15 protein-coding genes are annotated in these 15,413 nt (G+C 76.0%); 7 read left to right on the top strand and 8 right to left on the bottom strand.

Annotated features, from left to right (window positions below):
- Positions 1–81: 81 nt before the first annotated feature.
- From ABD158_RS15750 to ABD158_RS15740, 3 genes are all read right to left on the bottom strand, one after another.
- Complete coding sequence (locus ABD158_RS15750) at positions 82–672, bottom strand: RNA polymerase sigma factor (protein WP_344008531.1); 591 nt, start codon at positions 670–672, stop codon at positions 82–84.
- The gene (locus ABD158_RS15745) at positions 669–1,424 is read right to left on the bottom strand and encodes a hypothetical protein (RefSeq protein WP_344008530.1); all 756 of its coding nucleotides are present in this window, start codon (positions 1,422–1,424) and stop codon (positions 669–671) included. The genes ABD158_RS15750 and ABD158_RS15745 overlap by 4 nt, the downstream gene beginning before the upstream one ends.
- Before the next feature lie 165 nt (positions 1,425–1,589).
- Positions 1,590–2,744: an acyl-CoA dehydrogenase family protein gene (locus ABD158_RS15740; RefSeq protein ID WP_344008528.1), complete on the bottom strand. Its 1,155-nt coding sequence runs from the start codon at positions 2,742–2,744 to the stop codon at positions 1,590–1,592.
- Positions 2,745–2,803: 59 nt separating this feature from the next.
- Here ABD158_RS15740 and ABD158_RS15735 point away from each other — a divergent pair, with 59 nt between their 5' ends.
- Genes ABD158_RS15735 through ABD158_RS15720 form a run of 4 tightly spaced genes read left to right on the top strand, consistent with a single transcriptional unit; the run spans position 2,804 to position 6,213 of the window.
- Positions 2,804–3,481, top strand: a complete 678-nt coding sequence (locus tag ABD158_RS15735) for a TetR/AcrR family transcriptional regulator (RefSeq protein ID WP_344008527.1) — start codon at positions 2,804–2,806, stop codon at positions 3,479–3,481.
- Positions 3,482–3,491: 10 nt separating this feature from the next.
- Complete coding sequence (locus tag ABD158_RS15730; RefSeq protein ID WP_344008526.1) at positions 3,492–4,736, top strand: DUF480 domain-containing protein; 1,245 nt, start codon at positions 3,492–3,494, stop codon at positions 4,734–4,736.
- 38 nt (positions 4,737–4,774) lie between these two features.
- On the top strand, positions 4,775–5,599 hold the full coding sequence (gene truA, locus ABD158_RS15725) for a tRNA pseudouridine(38-40) synthase TruA (RefSeq protein WP_344008525.1): 825 nt from the start codon (positions 4,775–4,777) through the stop codon (positions 5,597–5,599).
- On the top strand, positions 5,596–6,213 hold the full coding sequence (locus tag ABD158_RS15720) for a class I SAM-dependent methyltransferase (protein ID WP_344008523.1): 618 nt from the start codon (positions 5,596–5,598) through the stop codon (positions 6,211–6,213). The genes truA and ABD158_RS15720 overlap by 4 nt, the downstream gene beginning before the upstream one ends.
- Before the next feature lie 234 nt (positions 6,214–6,447).
- On the opposite strand, the gene ABD158_RS15715 is transcribed toward ABD158_RS15720, so the two are convergent.
- From ABD158_RS15715 to ABD158_RS15700, 4 genes are read right to left on the bottom strand one after another with little or no spacing between them, the layout of a single operon-like run.
- A complete protein-coding gene (locus ABD158_RS15715; protein WP_344008521.1) occupies positions 6,448–7,680 on the bottom strand; it encodes an acyl-CoA dehydrogenase family protein in 1,233 nt (410 codons plus the stop codon).
- A gap of 56 nt (positions 7,681–7,736) precedes the next feature.
- On the bottom strand, positions 7,737–8,786 hold the full coding sequence (locus tag ABD158_RS15710; protein WP_344008520.1) for a phosphotransferase family protein: 1,050 nt from the start codon (positions 8,784–8,786) through the stop codon (positions 7,737–7,739).
- A complete protein-coding gene (locus tag ABD158_RS15705) occupies positions 8,783–9,577 on the bottom strand; it encodes an SDR family NAD(P)-dependent oxidoreductase (protein ID WP_344008519.1) in 795 nt (264 codons plus the stop codon). The genes ABD158_RS15710 and ABD158_RS15705 overlap by 4 nt, the downstream gene beginning before the upstream one ends.
- Positions 9,577–10,341: an SDR family oxidoreductase gene (locus ABD158_RS15700; protein ID WP_344008518.1), complete on the bottom strand. Its 765-nt coding sequence runs from the start codon at positions 10,339–10,341 to the stop codon at positions 9,577–9,579. The genes ABD158_RS15705 and ABD158_RS15700 overlap by 1 nt, the downstream gene beginning before the upstream one ends.
- 60 nt (positions 10,342–10,401) lie before the next feature.
- On the opposite strand from ABD158_RS15700, the gene ABD158_RS15695 reads away from it, so the two are divergent.
- The 3 genes from ABD158_RS15695 (at position 10,402) to ABD158_RS15685 (ending at position 14,431) form a co-directional block, all read left to right on the top strand.
- Complete coding sequence (locus ABD158_RS15695; protein ID WP_344008517.1) at positions 10,402–10,989, top strand: TetR-type transcription factor C-terminal domain-containing protein; 588 nt, start codon at positions 10,402–10,404, stop codon at positions 10,987–10,989.
- Positions 10,990–11,072: 83 nt separating this feature from the next.
- A complete protein-coding gene (locus tag ABD158_RS15690) occupies positions 11,073–12,803 on the top strand; it encodes an ABC-F family ATP-binding cassette domain-containing protein (protein ID WP_344008515.1) in 1,731 nt (576 codons plus the stop codon).
- 47 nt (positions 12,804–12,850) lie between these two features.
- A complete protein-coding gene (locus ABD158_RS15685) occupies positions 12,851–14,431 on the top strand; it encodes a long-chain-fatty-acid--CoA ligase (protein ID WP_344008513.1) in 1,581 nt (526 codons plus the stop codon).
- A gap of 17 nt (positions 14,432–14,448) precedes the next feature.
- Here the strand turns inward: ABD158_RS15685 and ABD158_RS15680 are convergent, their stop codons facing one another.
- Positions 14,449–15,348: a LysR family transcriptional regulator gene (locus tag ABD158_RS15680; protein WP_344008512.1), complete on the bottom strand. Its 900-nt coding sequence runs from the start codon at positions 15,346–15,348 to the stop codon at positions 14,449–14,451.
- Positions 15,349–15,413: the final 65 nt, after the last annotated feature.

Raw genomic sequence — 15,413 nt, 5'->3', positions numbered from 1 at the left:
CGCCCCACGAGGTGCGCTGTGCCCGCCGACCGCGTCCCGCCCCTGCGCCCGGGCGCGGTGTGCCCGGGGGAGCGGTGGACGTCACCCGGCCGACGGGGCCCGGGGCGGACGGATCTGCTCGGCGGGGGCGGCCGGATCCCCCGGACGCTCGCCCAGGTGCTCGCGCAGTCGACGCAGCCCCCGGTGCCGGGCGACGCGGACCGCGACCGCGCTCACGCCCAGTGCCCGGGCCGCGGCGGCGTTGTCGAACCCGAGCCCGTCGACGAGGCCGACCGCGTCCCGCTCCCGCGGTGGGAGCGTCGACAGCGCGTCGCGCACCCAGTCCGCGCCCTCGAGGACGAGGGCGTGGTCCGCGGCCTGGAGGTGGTGGGCCTCCAGGTCGCCGGGCTCGGTGCGACGTCGCTCGGAGCGTCGACGGTTGCCGGCGCCCAGCTTGCGGGCGATGCCGAACAGCCAGCCCGCGAAGTCGGACGAGGACCCGGAGAAGTCGGCGATCTTGGCCGCGGCGACCAGCCAGGCCTCGTTGGCCACGTCCTCGGGCGCGGCCATCGCGTCGCCGGTGGGTCGGGTCGACAGCCACGCCACGAGGCGGCCGGCATGGGCGGAGTGCAGGGCGCGCCAGGCGTCGGGGTCGCCGCCCTTCGCGGCGGCGACGAGGTCGTCGTCGCTCATCCGCGTCCCGGAGCGGCGGCGGGGCCCTCGTCCGACCCGCGGCCCGCACCGGCGGACCGCCCCCGGTCCTGACCGCGGGCCCGGTCGCCCCCACGGTCGGCGCCACGGTCGGCGCCACGGTCGTCGGGCCGCCGGTCGAGGCCCGGGGGCGAGGTCGGACGCGCGCTGGCGGGCGGCGAGGCCGGCGTCGTGGGCAGGTCGGAGGCGCGCGGCCGCCCCGCGGGCGTCGTCGGTCGGGACGGGGCCGCGCCGCCCGAGCGGTCCCCGGGACCCGCGGTGCCGGTGTCGCGGCCGGTGTCGCCGCCGTCGCCGCCGTCGCCCTCGGTGTCGTCCCCCGCGGCCGGACCCGTGGCGGAGGACCCGTTGCCGCCGGGGCCACGGCCGTCGTCGGGCCGGGGGTCGCCGTCGGGCCCCGTGCTCGGCCCGGTGCTCGGCCCGGTGGGCGTCGAGGTCCCGGGGTCACCGGGGCCGGTCCCGTCACCGGTGCTGCTGCCGGGAGTCACCGGGCCGGTGGGCGAGGGGCGGATCACGTCGGGCGTCGGCAGCCCGGGCACGGTGACGGCCCCGGTCGCCCACGCGGCGCCGGCGGTGAGCGTCAGCGCACCCAGCACCCCGGCCACGGCCGTCGCGGCGCGCCCCACCGGGGTCGGCGACGGGGAGCTGTGCTCGGCGAGGGCGGCGAGCCGCTCCGCGAAGCCCCGGGGGGCCTCGACGTCGGGGACCTCCAGGCGCAGCTCGGGACGTCGCGGCACGGCCGGCTCCTCTCGGGTGGACGGGGGACGACCGTCCGCCGTCGGACCAGCCGGGGGGGGAGGAGGGCCGACGGCGGCGGCCGTCGCAGGGTTCCTGCCGCGAGGGCTCGGGGTCGTTACGCCGTCGGCGGAGGGTTCTCCGCGACTTCCCGTCCCCGCCCGGGCTCAGCGCTTCAGGAGCTGGCGTGCCATGACGACGCGCTGCACCTGGTTGGTGCCCTCGTAGATCTGGGTGATCTTCGCGTCGCGCATCATCCGCTCGACCGGGTAGTCCCGGGTGTAGCCGGACCCGCCGAGCAGCTGCACGGCGTCGGTGGTGACCTCCATCGCGACGTCGGAGGCGAAGCACTTCGCCGCCGCCCCGAAGAAGGACAGGTCCGGGTCGTCGCGCTCGGACTTGGCGGCGGCGACGTACACCATCTGACGGGCGGCCTCGAGCTTCATCGCCATGTCGGCGAGCATGAACTGCACGCCCTGGAACTGGGCGACGGCCTGGCCGAACTGCTCCCGCTCCTTCACGTACGAGGTGGCGAAGTCGAGGGCGCCCTGGGCGATGCCGACGGCCTGGGCGCCGATGGTGACGCGCGTGTGGTCGAGGGTCTTCAACGCGGTCTGCAGGCCGGTGCCGGGCTCGCCGACGATGCGGTCGCCGGGCAGGCGGACCTTGTCGAAGTGCAGCTCGCGGGTGGGGGAGCCCTTGATGCCGAGCTTGCGCTCCTTCTCGCCGAAGGTGAAGCCCTCGTCGCCCTTCTCGACCACGAACGCGCTGACGTTGCGCCCGCGGGCGCCGTCGGGGTCGGTCACGGCGAGGACGGTGTAGAACTCCGAGACGCCGGCGTTGGTGATCCAGGACTTCTGCCCCGAGAGCACCCAGTCGTCGCCGTCGCGCACCGCGCGGCACCTCATCGAGGCGGTGTCGGAGCCGGCCTCGCGCTCGGAGAGGCCGTAGGAGAAGCCCTCGCCCGCCGCGAGGCGGGGCAGGTACCGCTGCTTGACGTCGTCGCCGCCGGCGATGATCACCGGCATCGAGCCGAGCTTGTTGACCGCGGGGATCAGCGACGACGACGCGCAGACCCGGGCGACCTCCTCGATGACCAGGCAGACGGCCAGCGCGTCGGCGCCGACCCCGTCGTACGCCTCGTCGACGTGGGGGGCGTGGAAGTCCGAGGCCACGAGGGCGTCGTGCGCCTCCTGCGGGTAGCGGGACTCCTCGTCCACCGCGGCGGCCCAGGGGGCGATCTTGTCCTCGGCGAGGTCGCGGACCGCGGCCTTGAGCTCCTGGTGGTCGTCGGAGAGGCGGAACTGGTCGAAGTCGCTCATGAGGGGCTCCCGGGGCGGGTCGGTGGTACGGAGTACTCCTTGGATGGTACGCAGTACCCATGTCGGAGTCCACGCGCGAGCGCCTGGTCGCCGCGGCGTACGCCCTGTTCGACGAGCGCGGCTACGACGCGACGACGGTCGACGCCGTCGCGGAGCGGGCCGGCGTCGGCCGGACCACGTTCTTCCGGGCGTTCCGCTCCAAGGACGACGCGGTCCTGCCCGACCACGACGCGGTGCTCGCGCGCGTCACCGCCCGGCTCGAGGCCGCCCCGGCGACCGCGGCCCCCGCGACGGTGGCGACCGCCGCCTCGGAGGCCGCGCACCTCGTGCTCGCCCACTACCTGGACGAGGGCGAGCGGGCCCGGGCGCGCTACCGGCTGACGCGGACCGTCCCCGCGCTGCGGCAGCGCGAGGTCGCCGGCCTCCAGGCCTACCAGCGCGTGTTCCGCGAGTTCTTCCGCGGCCGGGTCGGCGACGGCGAGACCGGGGAGGTGCGGGCCGAGGTGCTCGCCGCCGCCGTCGTCACCGCCCACAACCACGTGCTGCGGCGCTGGCTGCGCGAGGAGGAGCCGGAGCCGGTCGGCGCCCTCGACCGGGCGCTCGCCGACGTGCTGGCGGTGCTCGGCCCCCACCGGCCCGGGACGGGACGCACCCGCGTCGTGGTCCTCGAGGCCGACGACGACCTCGACACCGTCGTGCCTGCCGTCCGGGCGGCGCTGGAGCGCCGCGAGCCGTAGGCTCGCCGCCGTGTCCGAGGCCAGCGACCACCCCTCCGCGCCCGGGGCGCTCCCCGAGCTGACCCCCGCCGAGCAGCGCGTGCTCGGCAGCCTCCTGGAGAAGGAGGTGACGGTTCCCGGCAGCTACCCGATGACGCTCGCCGGGCTCCGCTCGGCGTGCAACCAGGCCTCGAGCCGCGAGCCGGTCACGGCGTACGAGGACGCCGAGCTGCAGGCCGTCCTCGCCGGTCTCAAGGACCGTGGGCTCGTCGGCGTCACGTGGGCGGACCGCGGGCCGCGGACCCTCAAGTACGTGCAGCGGCTCTCCGTCGTCCTCGACCTCGCCGAGGACGCCCGGGCCCTGCTCACGGTGCTGCTGCTGCGCGGCGCGCAGCCGCCGGGCGCCCTGCGCTCGCGCACCGAGCGCCTGCACGCCTTCCCGGACCGGGAGTCGGTCGAGGCGTGCCTCGCCGCGATGGCCGCCGCGCAGGCGCCGCTGGTCGAGCAGCTGCCCCGGCGCCCGCGCGAGCAGGACCACCGGTGGCGCCACCTGCTCGGTGGGCCCGAGGAGGCCGCGGCCGAGACCGGGCCGCCCGCCGGGACCGACCGCGAGCAGGTGCTCGCCGACGGGCCGCAGGCGCGCGACGCGGCGGTGCGGGCGTCGTACGACGCGGTGGCGGGCGCCTACGCCGACGCCCTCGGCGACGAGCTCGACGACCTCCCCCTGGAGCGCTGGCTGCTCGGACGGGCGGCCTGGCTGGCGGGGGAGCGGCCCGTGGTCGAGGCGGGCTCCGGGCCCGGCCACGTCACGGCCTTCCTCGCCGACCACGGCGTGGAGGCGCACGGCGTCGACGCCTCCCCGGCCATGGTCGCCGTGGCCCGCGAGCGCCACCCGGACGGGCACTACGAGGTCGGGGACCTGCGCCGCCTGATGCGCCCGACCTCGGCGGACGGCTGGGGCGCCGTCCTGGCCTGGTACTCGCTGGTCCACCTCGCGCCCTCGGAGCTGCCCGACGCCCTCGCCGCGCTGGTGCGGCCCCTCGCGCCCGGCGGCTGGCTCGTGCTCGCGCTGCACGCCGGCAGCGGGGTCCGGCGCGCCGGGACCTGGTACGACGCGGAGGTCGACCTGGGCTTCGTGCAGCACGAGCCCGCCGAGGCGGTCGCGCTGGTCGAGGCGGCCGGCCTGGTGGACGTCGAGTGGTACCGGCGGGGCCCGCTCGCCGCCCGGCGGGAGACCACCGAGCGGCTCTACGTGCTCGCGCGCCGACCGGGCTGAGGCCCAGCGCCCGGTCCGGGGCTGGGAGGATGCCCGGCGTGCGGATCCGTCTCGACCTCGCCTACGACGGCGCCGGCTTCCACGGCTGGGCCGCGCAGCCCGGCCTGCGCACCGTCCAGGGCGCCCTGGAGGCGGCGCTCGCGACCGTGCTGCGGCACGACGACGTCGCGGTGACGTGCGCCGGTCGCACCGACACCGGGGTGCACGCGCGCGGTCAGGTCGCCCACCTCGACCTGCCAGACGGGCTCCTGGAGGCCGCCGCGGGCCGGGCCGCCGACGCGCCCGTCGACGCGCTGCGCCGCCGGCTCAACGGGCTGCTCGACCCCGACGTCCGGGTCCACCGCGTGGGTGTGGCGCCCGACGGCTTCGACGCCCGCTTCGCCGCGCTGTGGCGTCGCTACGTCTACCGGGTGGTCGACGACCCCGCGGCCGTCGACCCGCTCACGCGCGGCCACGTGCTGGCGTGGCCGCGTCCGCTCGACGTCGGGGCGATGGACGCCGCGGCCCGGGGGCTGCTCGGGGAGCACGACTTCGCGGCGTTCTGCAAGCGGCGCGAGGGCGCCACGACGATCCGCACCCTGCTCGACCTGCGCTGGGAGAGGCGCGACGGGCTCGCGGTCGGCACGGTGCGCGCCGACGCCTTCTGCCACTCCATGGTGCGGGCGCTGACCGGCTGCCTGCTGGCGGTGGGCGAGGGGCGCCGCGACACCGGCTGGCCCGCGACGGTCCTCGGCGCCGGCGTGCGCGACCCCGCGGTGACCGTGGCGCCCGCCCACGGGCTGACCCTCGAGGAGGTCGGCTACCCGGCCGACGAGGACCTGGCGGCCCGCCAGCGCGAGACGAGGACGGTGCGGACCCTGTGAGCACGAGCGACGAGCCGGGCGAGCACTACTTCACCGCCGACCCTGCGGTGGCGTTCAGGCGTGAACCGGTGACGGCGAGCGTGTGGGGCCGCGACCTGGACCTGGTCACGGGCAGCGGGGTCTTCGCGCGCGGCCGGCTCGACGTCGGCACGGCGATCCTGTTCCGCGAGACCTCACCGCCGTCCGACGCGGGGCGGGTGCTCGACCTCGGCTGCGGGTGGGGCGTCGTCGGCCTCGCGATCGCCGCGGCGGTGCCCGACGCGCGGGTCACGTGCGTCGACGTCAACGAGCGGGCGCTGCTGCTGACCCGCGAGAACGCCGCGGCGCTCGGCCTGGCCGACCGGGTGGACGCGCTGCTGCCCGACGACGTCGACCCGGCGACGACGTACGACGAGATCTGGTCGAACCCGCCGATCCGGGTGGGCAAGGCCGCCCTCCACGAGCTGCTGCTCAGGTGGCTGCCCCGTCTCGCCCCCGGGGGCCGGGCGGTGATGGTGGTCGGCAAGAACCTCGGCGCCGACTCGCTGCAGCGCTGGCTCACCGAGCAGGGGTGGCCCACCGCGCGGCTGGCCAGCGCCAAGGGCTTCCGCGTGCTCGAGACGCGTCGCGCCTGAGGTCGGTGGGTGAGATCGGCGGGTGCGGTCGGCGGGTGCGGTCGGCGGGGTAGTCCCCGACGTGGTGACCGTCGCTCCGCGGCAGGCGGGGTGGTCCCTGACGTCCTGACCGTCGTGGAGCGCTTCCGGCGGTCGGGACGTCAGGGACTACCCGGGGTGGTCGGAACGTCGGGGACTACCCGAGGGGTGGTCGGAACGTCGGGGACTGTCCCGACGCAGGGGCCCGGGGTCGGGTCAGGCCGTGTGCTTGCGGACCTCGGCCTTGCCGAGGGCGGACTTGTGGACCTCGTCGGGGCCGTCGGCGAAGCGCAGCGTCCGGATCCCGGCGTACGCCGCGGCGAGGGGGAAGTCCTGTGACAGCCCGCCGCCGCCGTAGACCTGCATGGCGCGGTCGAGGATGGTCTGCACGGCGACGGGGGTGGCGATCTTGATGGCCTGGATGTCGCCGTGCGCGGCGCGGTTGCCGGCGGTGTCCATGCGCCAGGCGGTGTGCAGGGTCAGCAGCCGCAGCTGGTCGACGGCGACACGGGCCTCGGCGATCCACTCGCGGATCACGCCCTGCTCCGAGAGCGGCTTGCCGAAGGCGACCCGCTCCTGCGCCCGCACGCACATCAGCTCGATCGCGCGCTCGGCGACGCCGATGGAGCGCATGCAGTGGTGGATCCGGCCGGGTCCGAGGCGGCCCTGGGCGATCGCGAAGCCGTCCCCCTCGCCGCCGATCAGGTTCTCGGCGGGCACCCGGACGTCGGTGAGCCGCAGCTCGGCGTGGCCGCCGTGGTCGTGGTCGTCGTAGCCGAACACCTCCATGCCGCGCAGCACCTCCAGCCCGGGGGTGTCGCGGGGGACGAGGATCATCGACTGTTGGCGGTGCCGGTCCGCGGTCGGGTCGGTCTTGCCCATGACGATGAAGATCTCGCAGTCGGGGTTCATCGCCCCGGTGATCCACCACTTGCGGCCGTTGACGACGTAGTCGTCGCCGTCGCGGGTGATCGAGGTGCCGATGTTGGTGGCGTCGGAGGACGCGACGTCGGGCTCGGTCATCGCGAACGCCGACTTGATCTCCCCGGCCAGGAGGGGCTCGAGCCACCGCTGCTTCTGGGCCTCGGAGCCGAACATGGCGAGGGTCTCCATGTTGCCGGTGTCGGGCGCCGCGCAGTTGAGCACGGCGGGCGCGAGGCCGATCGCGCGGCCGGTGATCTCGGCGAGGGGGGCGTACTGCAGGCTCGTCAGGCCCGCGCCGCGGCCGTCCGGGTCGTGCTTGGGCGGCAGGAACAGGTTCCACAGGCCGCGCTCGCGCGCCTCGGCCTGCAGCTCCTTGAGCACCGGCACACGGCTCCAGGCCCACCGGTCGTCGGACTCCGCGACCTGCGCGGCGAAGGTGGCCTCGGCCGGGTGGACGCGGGTGTCCATGAAGTCGGTGAGCCGCTCGATGAGCTCGGTGGTGCGGGCGTCGTGGGCGAAGTCCATGGGTGCTCTCCTGGCGGGGTGCGGCGGGTACGGCGGGGGCCGGGGTGGGCGGGTGGTCAGTCGGTGCCGTGCAGGGCGTCGAGCCCGGTGGCGAGCAGCGGCACGGTCGCCTGACCGATGCCCTCGAAGCCGTCGCCGACGGTCTGGCCCTGGATGTGGCGGTAGTGGATGCCCTCGAGGATCACGGCGAGCTTGAAGAAGCCCAGGCCGAGGTGCCAGCGGAGGTCGTCCAGGTCGTGGCCGGCCGCGGCGTAGCGCCGCTGCACCTCGTCGGGGTCCGGGTAGCCGGGTGCGAGCGAGGCGTCGGAGACGCTGCGCTCCTGGCCGCCGAGGTCGAGGCGGGCCAGCCGGTCGTAGACGAGGAGCAGCGCGAGGTCGGTCATCGGGTCGCCGAGGGTCGCCATCTCCCAGTCGACGACGGCGGCGACCTCGTCGTCGGGGCCCACGAGCAGGTTGTCGAGGCGGTAGTCGCCGTGGACGATCGCCGCCCGGTCGGTGGTGGGCACGGCGGCGGCCAGCTCGGCGGCGAGCTCGTCGGCGCCCGGGAGGTCGCGGTCGCGGGAGCCCTCGAGCTGGCGGGTCCACCGGCGCACCTGGCGCTCGAGGAAGCCCTCGGGCCGGCCGAACTCGGCGAGCCCCACCGCGGCCGGGTCCACGTGGTGGAGCGCGGCGAGCACGTCGACCATCCGGCCGGTGATCGCGGCGGTCCGCCCGGCGCCGAGGGGCTCGAGCTGGGCGGCGGTGCGGTACGGCGTGCCGTCGACGCGCTCCATCAGGTAGAACGGCGCGCCGAGCACGTCGTCGTCGGTGCAGTGGGCGTGCATCGCGGGCACGGGCACGTCGGTGCCGTGCAGCGCGGACATCACGGTGTACTCGCGGCCCATGTCGTGGGCGGTGGCCTGCACGTGCCCGCGGGGCGGTCGGCGCAGCACCCAGGTCCGCTCGCCGTCGGTGACCTCGAAGGTGAGGTTCGACTTGCCACCGGCGATCAGCCGCCCGGTCAGCGGGCCGGCGAGGTCGAGCCCGCCGGTGGTGGTGAGCCACCGGGTCGCGGCGGCGAGGTCCTGACCGGCGGGCTCCGGCTCGAACGGGCGCCCGGCGCTCATCGGGCGGCCGCCTCGACGCGGGTGCGGAGCCTGCGCATCCCCCGCAGCCAGCCGTCGGTGTCGGCAGCGCGCGAGGAGTAGTAGTCGGCGACCTCGGGGTGGGGGAGCACCAGGAACCGGTCGTCGTCGAGGGAGGAGACCCAGGCGTCCGCGACCTGCTCGGGGGTCAGGGCGCCGTCGCGCGAGAGCAGGGCCGTGAGGGGACCGGCGTGCTCCAGCATCCGGGTCCGCACGCCCTGGGGGCAGATGGCCTGCACCGTGACGCCGCGGTCGCCGTACGTCATCGAGAGCCACTCGGCGAAGGCGACGGCGCCGTGCTTGGTGACCGTGTACGGCGCGTTGCCGATCATGCCGAGCAGCCCGGCGGCGCTGGCGGTGACCACGAACCGGCCACCCGTGCCGCCGGGGGTGTCGAGCCAGGTCGGCACGACCGCGCGGGCGAGGCGCACGTGGGCCATGACGTTGACCTCGAGGGCCTGCTCCCAGACCTCGTCGGGGGTGTCGAGGCCCCCGCCGACGTCCACCCCCGCGTTGGCCATCAGCACGTCGAGGCGGTCGAGGTGCTCGCGGGCGGCGCCGACCAGGCGGCGGGCCCCGGCGTCGGTGGCGCAGTCCCCGGGCTCGGCGTGGCCGCCGACCTCCTCGGCGACCTCCGCGGCGAGCGCGGGGTCGAGGTCGTTGACCACGACACGGGCGCCCTCGGCGGCGGCACGGTGGGCGAGCGCCCGCCCGATGCCGCGCCCGGCGCCGGTGACCAGGACCCCCCGGCCCTCGAGCCGGCCGGCCGCCATCAGACGCCGCCGCGCAGCAGGACGCCGCCGTCGAGCACGAGCGTCTGCCCGGTGACCCAGGCGGCGTCGTCGCTCGCGAGGTAGGCCACCGCGCCCGCGACGTCCTCGGGGACCCCGAGGCGCTTGAGCGGGTACGGCGCGGAGACCTCCTCCTCGCGACCCTCGTACAGGGCGGTGGCGAACTTCGTCTTCACCACGGCCGGTGCGACCGCGTTGACGCGCACGGTCGGGCCGAGCTCGACGGCGAGCTCCTCGGTGAGGTGGATCAGCATGGCCTTGGTCGCGCCGTAGAAGGCGATGCCGGGGGCGGGTCGCAGCCCGGCGACCGACGCGACGTTGACGACGGCGCCGCCGTGCTCGCCCATCCAGGCGGCGTGCCCGCGCTGGATCCAGGACAGGGCGGCCAGGCAGTTGACCTCGACGGTCTTGCGGGCCGCGCCCAGGTCGAGCTCGAGCAGGGGGCCGTACGTCGGGTTGATGCCCGTGTTGTTGACCAGGACGTCGAGGCTGCCGAAGGTGGCGAGCGTCCGCTCGACGACCTCGGCCTGGTGGTCGGCGTCGTCGGCGCCGCCGGGGATGCCGAGCGCGTGCTCCTCGCCGCCGAGCTGCGCCACCGCCTCGGCCAGCGGCTCGGGCTTGCGACCGGTGACGACCACGCGGGCGCCCTCGTCGACGAGGCGCTGGGCGATGGCGAGGCCGATGCCGCGACTGGCGCCGGTGACGACCGCCGTACGGCCCTCGAGTCGGCTGGTCTGGTGGGCCACGGGCGCCTCCTGGGTGCGGGGTCGTTGCGCCGGACTAAGCGCTTGCTTACCATCGCTGACGTGACTGCCGCCGTCAACCCTGCCGAGCGCGGCGGCGAGCGCCTCGCGCGGGCGGCGGCGGAGGCCTTCGCGGCGCGGGGCTTCCACGGCACCACCACCCGCGACGTCGCGGCGGCCGCGGGCCTGAGCCCGGCGGCGGTCTACGTGCACCACCGCTCCAAGGAGGAGCTGCTGGCCGCGCTCTCCTTCGAGGGCCACCGCCGCGTGCTGGCCCTGGTGCTCGACGCGGTCGCGGCCGGCGACGACCCGGTCGAGCAGCTCGGCGGGCTGGCCGAGGCGTTCGCGCGCCACCACGCCACCGAGCACGTCTCGGCGCGCGTGGTGAACTACGAGCTCGCCGCCCTCTCCGAGGCCCACCGCGCCGAGGTGTCCGCGCTGCGCCACGAGATCGAGGCCGCCGTGCGCGACGTCGTCCGTCGCGGCGTGGCCGTCGGCGTGTTCTCGACGCCCGACCCGGACCTCACCGCCGCCGCGCTGCTCTCCCTGGGCATCGACCTCGCCCGCTGGTGGCGCCCCGGCGGGCGCTGGAGCCCCGACGAGGTGGCCGCCCACTACCGCGGCCTCGCCCTGGCCATGCTCGGCGCGTAGCCCCGCTCGGCCCCGACGCCCCTCGGCACGCGCACGGTAATGCGGGTGCGGGCGGCGGCGGGGCTCCGGGAGGATGGTCCCTCGTGGGACACGTGGACGTCAGTGGGGTGCGGGTCGACCTGCCCGACGGGCGGGTGCTGCTCGACGAGGTGTCGTTCCGGGTCGGCGAGGGCCAGAAGGTGGCCCTGGTGGGGGCGAACGGCGCGGGCAAGACCACGCTGCTGCGCGTCGTCACCGGCGAGCTGGCGCCGCAGGCCGGATCGGTCGTGCGCACCGGCGGGCTCGGGGTGATGCCGCAGTTCGTCGGCCAGGGCGTCGTGCCCGGCTCGGGGGACAGCCCGACCGTGGCCGACCTCCTCGCCTCCGTCGCCCCGCCGCGCGTGCGCGAGGCCCTGGCGCGCGTCGACGCCTGCGAGCTCGCGCTCATGGAGGTCGACGACGAGCCCACCCAGATGGCGTACGCCGGGGCGCTGGCCGAGCTCGGGGACGCCGGCGGCTACGAGCTCGAGGTGGTGTGGGACACCTGCACCACCGCCGCCCTGGGCGTCGGGTTCGACCGTGCCCGCCACCGGCTGCTGCGCACGCTGTCGGGCGGGGAGCAGAAGCGCCTGGTCCTGGAGTACCTGCTGCGCGGCCCCGACGAGGTGCTGCTGCTCGACGAGCCCGACAACTACCTCGACGTGCCCGCGAAGATCTGGCTCGAGCAGCGTCTGGCGGCCAGCGAGAAGTCGGTGCTGTTCGTCTCCCACGACCGCGAGCTGATGGCCAACGCGGCGACCCGCGTCGTCACCGTCGAGCTCGGGCCCGGCGGCGCGGACGGGACGGGCAACCGGGTCTGGACGCACCCGGGCGGGTTCGCGTCGTACCACCAGGCGCGCCGCGACCGGTTCGCGCGTTTCTCCGAGCTCACGCGACGCTGGGAGGAGGAGCACGTCAAGCTCCGGACCCTGGTCTCGACGCTGAAGCAGAAGGCGACCTTCAACGACGGCATGTCCTCGCGCTACCGCGCCGCCCAGACCCGCCTGCGCAAGTTCGAGGAGGCCGGGCCGCCCACCGAGCAGCCGCGCGAGCAGCAGGTCTCGATGCGGCTGCGCGGGGGGCGCACCGGCAAGCGCGCCGTGGTCTGCGAGCACCTGGGGCTGACCGGCCTGATGGCGCCGTTCGACCTCGAGGTCTGGTACGGCGAGCGGGTCGCCGTGCTCGGCTCCAACGGCTCGGGCAAGTCCCACTTCCTGCGCCTGCTCGCGGCGGGCGGCTCCGACCCGCTCTCCGCCGACCTCGACCGCGGCGCCGTCGGGGACGGTGACGTGCCGCCGCCCGCGCCGGTCGAGCACACCGGGGTGGCGCGCCTCGGCGCGCGGGTGCGACCGGGCTGGTTCGTGCAGACCCACGAGCACCCCGAGCTGGTCGGGCGCACCCTGCTCGAGGTGCTCCACCGCGGCCAGGGACGCCGTGACGGGATGGGCCGCGAGGCCGCGTCGCGGGTGCTGGACCGCTACGAGCTCAGCGCCGCCGCCGAGCAGCGCTTCGAGCAGCTCTCCGGTGGTCAGCAGGCCCGGTTCCAGATCCTGCTGCTCGAGCTGTCGGGGGCGACGCTGCTGCTGCTCGACGAGCCCACCGACAACCTCGACGTGCAGTCGGCCGAGGCGCTCGAGGCGGGGCTGGAGTCCTTCGACGGCACGGTCCTCGCGGTCACCCACGACCGCTGGTTCGCGCGGGGCTTCGACCGCTTCCTCGTGTACGGCGCCGACGGCACCGTCCGCGAGACCGACGGCCCCGTCTGGGACGAGGGGCGGGTCCGCCGGGATCGTTGAGGGCGCACCCGTTGTGGGCCCGCTGTGACCTGTGCCACTCTCCCGGCGTGACCGTCACGGCCGAGCCGACCACCCCGACGTACCTCGACGAGCGGCTGGCGCACTGGGCGCGCGCCACCCCGGGCGCCGAGGCGATGACCTACCTCGACCGGTCCTGGACCTGGTCGCAGTGGCACGACCGTGTGCGGCGGCTGACCGGTGCCCTGCGCGAGCGGGGGGTGGGGCGCGGCGACGTCGTGGCGTTCCTCGACAAGAACCACCCCGCCTGCGTGGAGCTGACCTTCGCCGCCGCGGCGCTGGGGGCGGCCACCGCCATCGTGAACTTCCGGCTCGCCGCCGACGAGATCGACTACGTGCTCACCGACTCCGGCGCCCGGCTGCTCGTGGTCGGCACCGAGCTCATGGGCGCCGTCGAGGCCGTGCGCGACCGGCTCGCCCGCGTCGAGCACGTCGTCGAGGTGACGCCCCACGGCGCACCGGGCGACGCCTACGAGGAGATGCTCGCCGCCGCCTCGCCCGCCGACCGCGACCCGGCCGTCGAGCCGACCGACACCGCCCTGGTCATGTACTCCTCCGGCACGACCGGGCGACCCAAGGGCGTGATGATCAGTCACGCCAACCTGCTCGCGCACACCCTCGCCGCCCACGAGGGCTGGGGCTTCGACGAGGGCGACAAGAACATGGTCTCGATGCCGCTGTTCCACGTCGGCGGCTCGTCCTACGTGCAGTTCGGGATCCACGACGGGGTCCCGAGCGTGATGACCCGCGACCCCGACGGCGCGTCGCTGGCCGGGGCCATCCTGGCCGGCGCCAACCGCACCTTCCTGGTCCCCGCGGTGCTCGCCCAGGTGCTGGCGTCGGGGGAGCAGGCGATCGCCGTCTTCGGACGGCTGAAGACCTACTGCTACGGCGCCGCGCCGATGCCCCTGCCCCTGCTGCGCGCCGCCATCGCGGCCTGGCCCGACACCGACTTCATCCAGGTGTACGGCCTGACCGAGGTGTGCGGCGTGATCACCCACCTCATGCCCGAGGAGCACCGCGACGAGGCGCACCCCGAACGTCTCGTCAGCGCCGGGCGGCCCATCCCGGGCGTCGAGGTCAGGGTCGTCGACGTCGGCACGCTCCAGGACGTGGCCGCGGGCGGGCACGGCGAGCTGTGGTTCCGCACCCCGCAGCTGATGCAGGGCTACCTCGGCAGGCCCGAGGCCACCGCCGAGGTGATCACCGCGGACGGCTGGTTCCGCACCGGCGACATCGGCACCGTCGACGCCGACGGCTACGTCTACGTCACCGACCGCCTCAAGGACATGATCATCTCGGGCGGGGAGAACATCTACTCGCCCGAGATCGAGCGGGTGCTCGCCGAGCACCCCGCCGTCGCGGAGGTCGCCGTCATCGGGGTGCCGGACGAGCGGTGGGGCGAGACCGTCCGCGCCGTCGTGTCGCTGCGGCCCGGCGCGTCGGCGACCGCCGAGGAGCTGATCGAGCACTGCCGGGGCTCGCTGGCCCGCTACAAGTGCCCGTCGTCGGTGGAGTTCCTCGAGGCCCTGCCCCGCAACCCGACCGGCAAGATCCTCAAGCGCGACCTCCGTGAGCCCCACTGGGGCGAGGGCGACCGCCGGATCTGAGGGAGCCGGTCGCCCGCTCAGCCGGCGGCCGCGATGGCGACCAGGTCGCGCACCGGCCCCGCGGGCGGCGTGCGGCGGCCGACCCAGACCGCGCGCAGGCGACGCGTCAGGTCGAGGTCCGCGAGCGGCACCGCGACCAGGTCGCCGGCGGCCAGCGGGGCGGCGACCGTCCGACGGCTCACCACGGCCGGCGCCGCGCCCGCGAGCACCGCCTCGCGCAGCGCGGTCGACGTGGTCAGCTCGACGGCCGGCGGCGCCATGCTCAGGCCGTGGGCGGCCAGGGCGGTCTCGAGCACCTCGCGCGTGCCGGACCCCTGCTCGCGCGAGGTGAGGCCGAGCCCGGCGACCTCGGCCGCCCCGAGCGCCGTACGACGGGCCAGGGGGTGGTCGGGGGCGCAGACCAGGACGAGCTCGTCGGTGCCGACGTCGGCCCAGGCCAGCCCGCGGGGCGCCTCGACGCCCTCGACGAACCCGAGGTCGGCGCGGTGGCCCAGCACCGCGGCGACGGCACCCGCGGAGTTCGTGGCGGTCATCGAGACCTCCACCGGGACGTCGGACGACTGGGAGCGCAGCCGCACGAGCCACCGCGGCAGCAGGTGCTCCGCCACCGTCATGCTCGCCGCGACCCGCAGGTGGCGCTGCTCGTCGGCGCGGAGCGCGCCGAGCGCGACCTCCACCTCGCCCGCGACCTCGAGCAGCCGCGTCGACCACTCGACCACGACCGTGCCGGCGGGGGTGAGCTCGGAACCGCGCGCCCCCCGCCACAGCAGCGGCACCCCCAGGAGCGCCTCGGCGGCGCGGACCCGCTCCGAGGCGCCCTGCTGGGACAGGCCCTCCGCCCGCGCCGCCGCCCCGATGCTGCCGTGACGGGCGATGCCGACGAGCAGGGCGAGGGTGCGGAGGTCGGGGAGGGCCACGCCACAAGGCTAGCTTGTGGACACACCGGATCCCGGTGACTACTGCGGGTCCTCGTCGCCGCGCA

Origin of the sequence: Nocardioides lentus, assembly GCF_039529515.1 — a bacterium.
GTDB lineage: Bacteria > Actinomycetota > Actinomycetes > Propionibacteriales > Nocardioidaceae > Nocardioides > Nocardioides lentus.
Note: the sequence above shows the minus strand (reverse complement) of the source record. Positions and strands in the feature narration are given on the sequence as shown.

Coding starts and splice junctions, on each gene's coding strand:
- ABD158_RS15715 (WP_344008521.1), bottom strand. CDS start 7,680: ATGGACTTCGCCCACGACGCCCGCACCACCGAGCTCATCGAGCGGCTC.
- ABD158_RS15705 (WP_344008519.1), bottom strand. CDS start 9,577: ATGGCGGCCGGCCGGCTCGAGGGCCGGGGGGTCCTGGTCACCGGCGCC.
- ABD158_RS15750 (WP_344008531.1), bottom strand. CDS start 672: ATGAGCGACGACGACCTCGTCGCCGCCGCGAAGGGCGGCGACCCCGAC.
- ABD158_RS15740 (WP_344008528.1), bottom strand. CDS start 2,744: ATGAGCGACTTCGACCAGTTCCGCCTCTCCGACGACCACCAGGAGCTC.
- ABD158_RS15735 (WP_344008527.1), top strand. CDS start 2,804: ATGTCGGAGTCCACGCGCGAGCGCCTGGTCGCCGCGGCGTACGCCCTG.
- ABD158_RS15710 (WP_344008520.1), bottom strand. CDS start 8,786: ATGAGCGCCGGGCGCCCGTTCGAGCCGGAGCCCGCCGGTCAGGACCTC.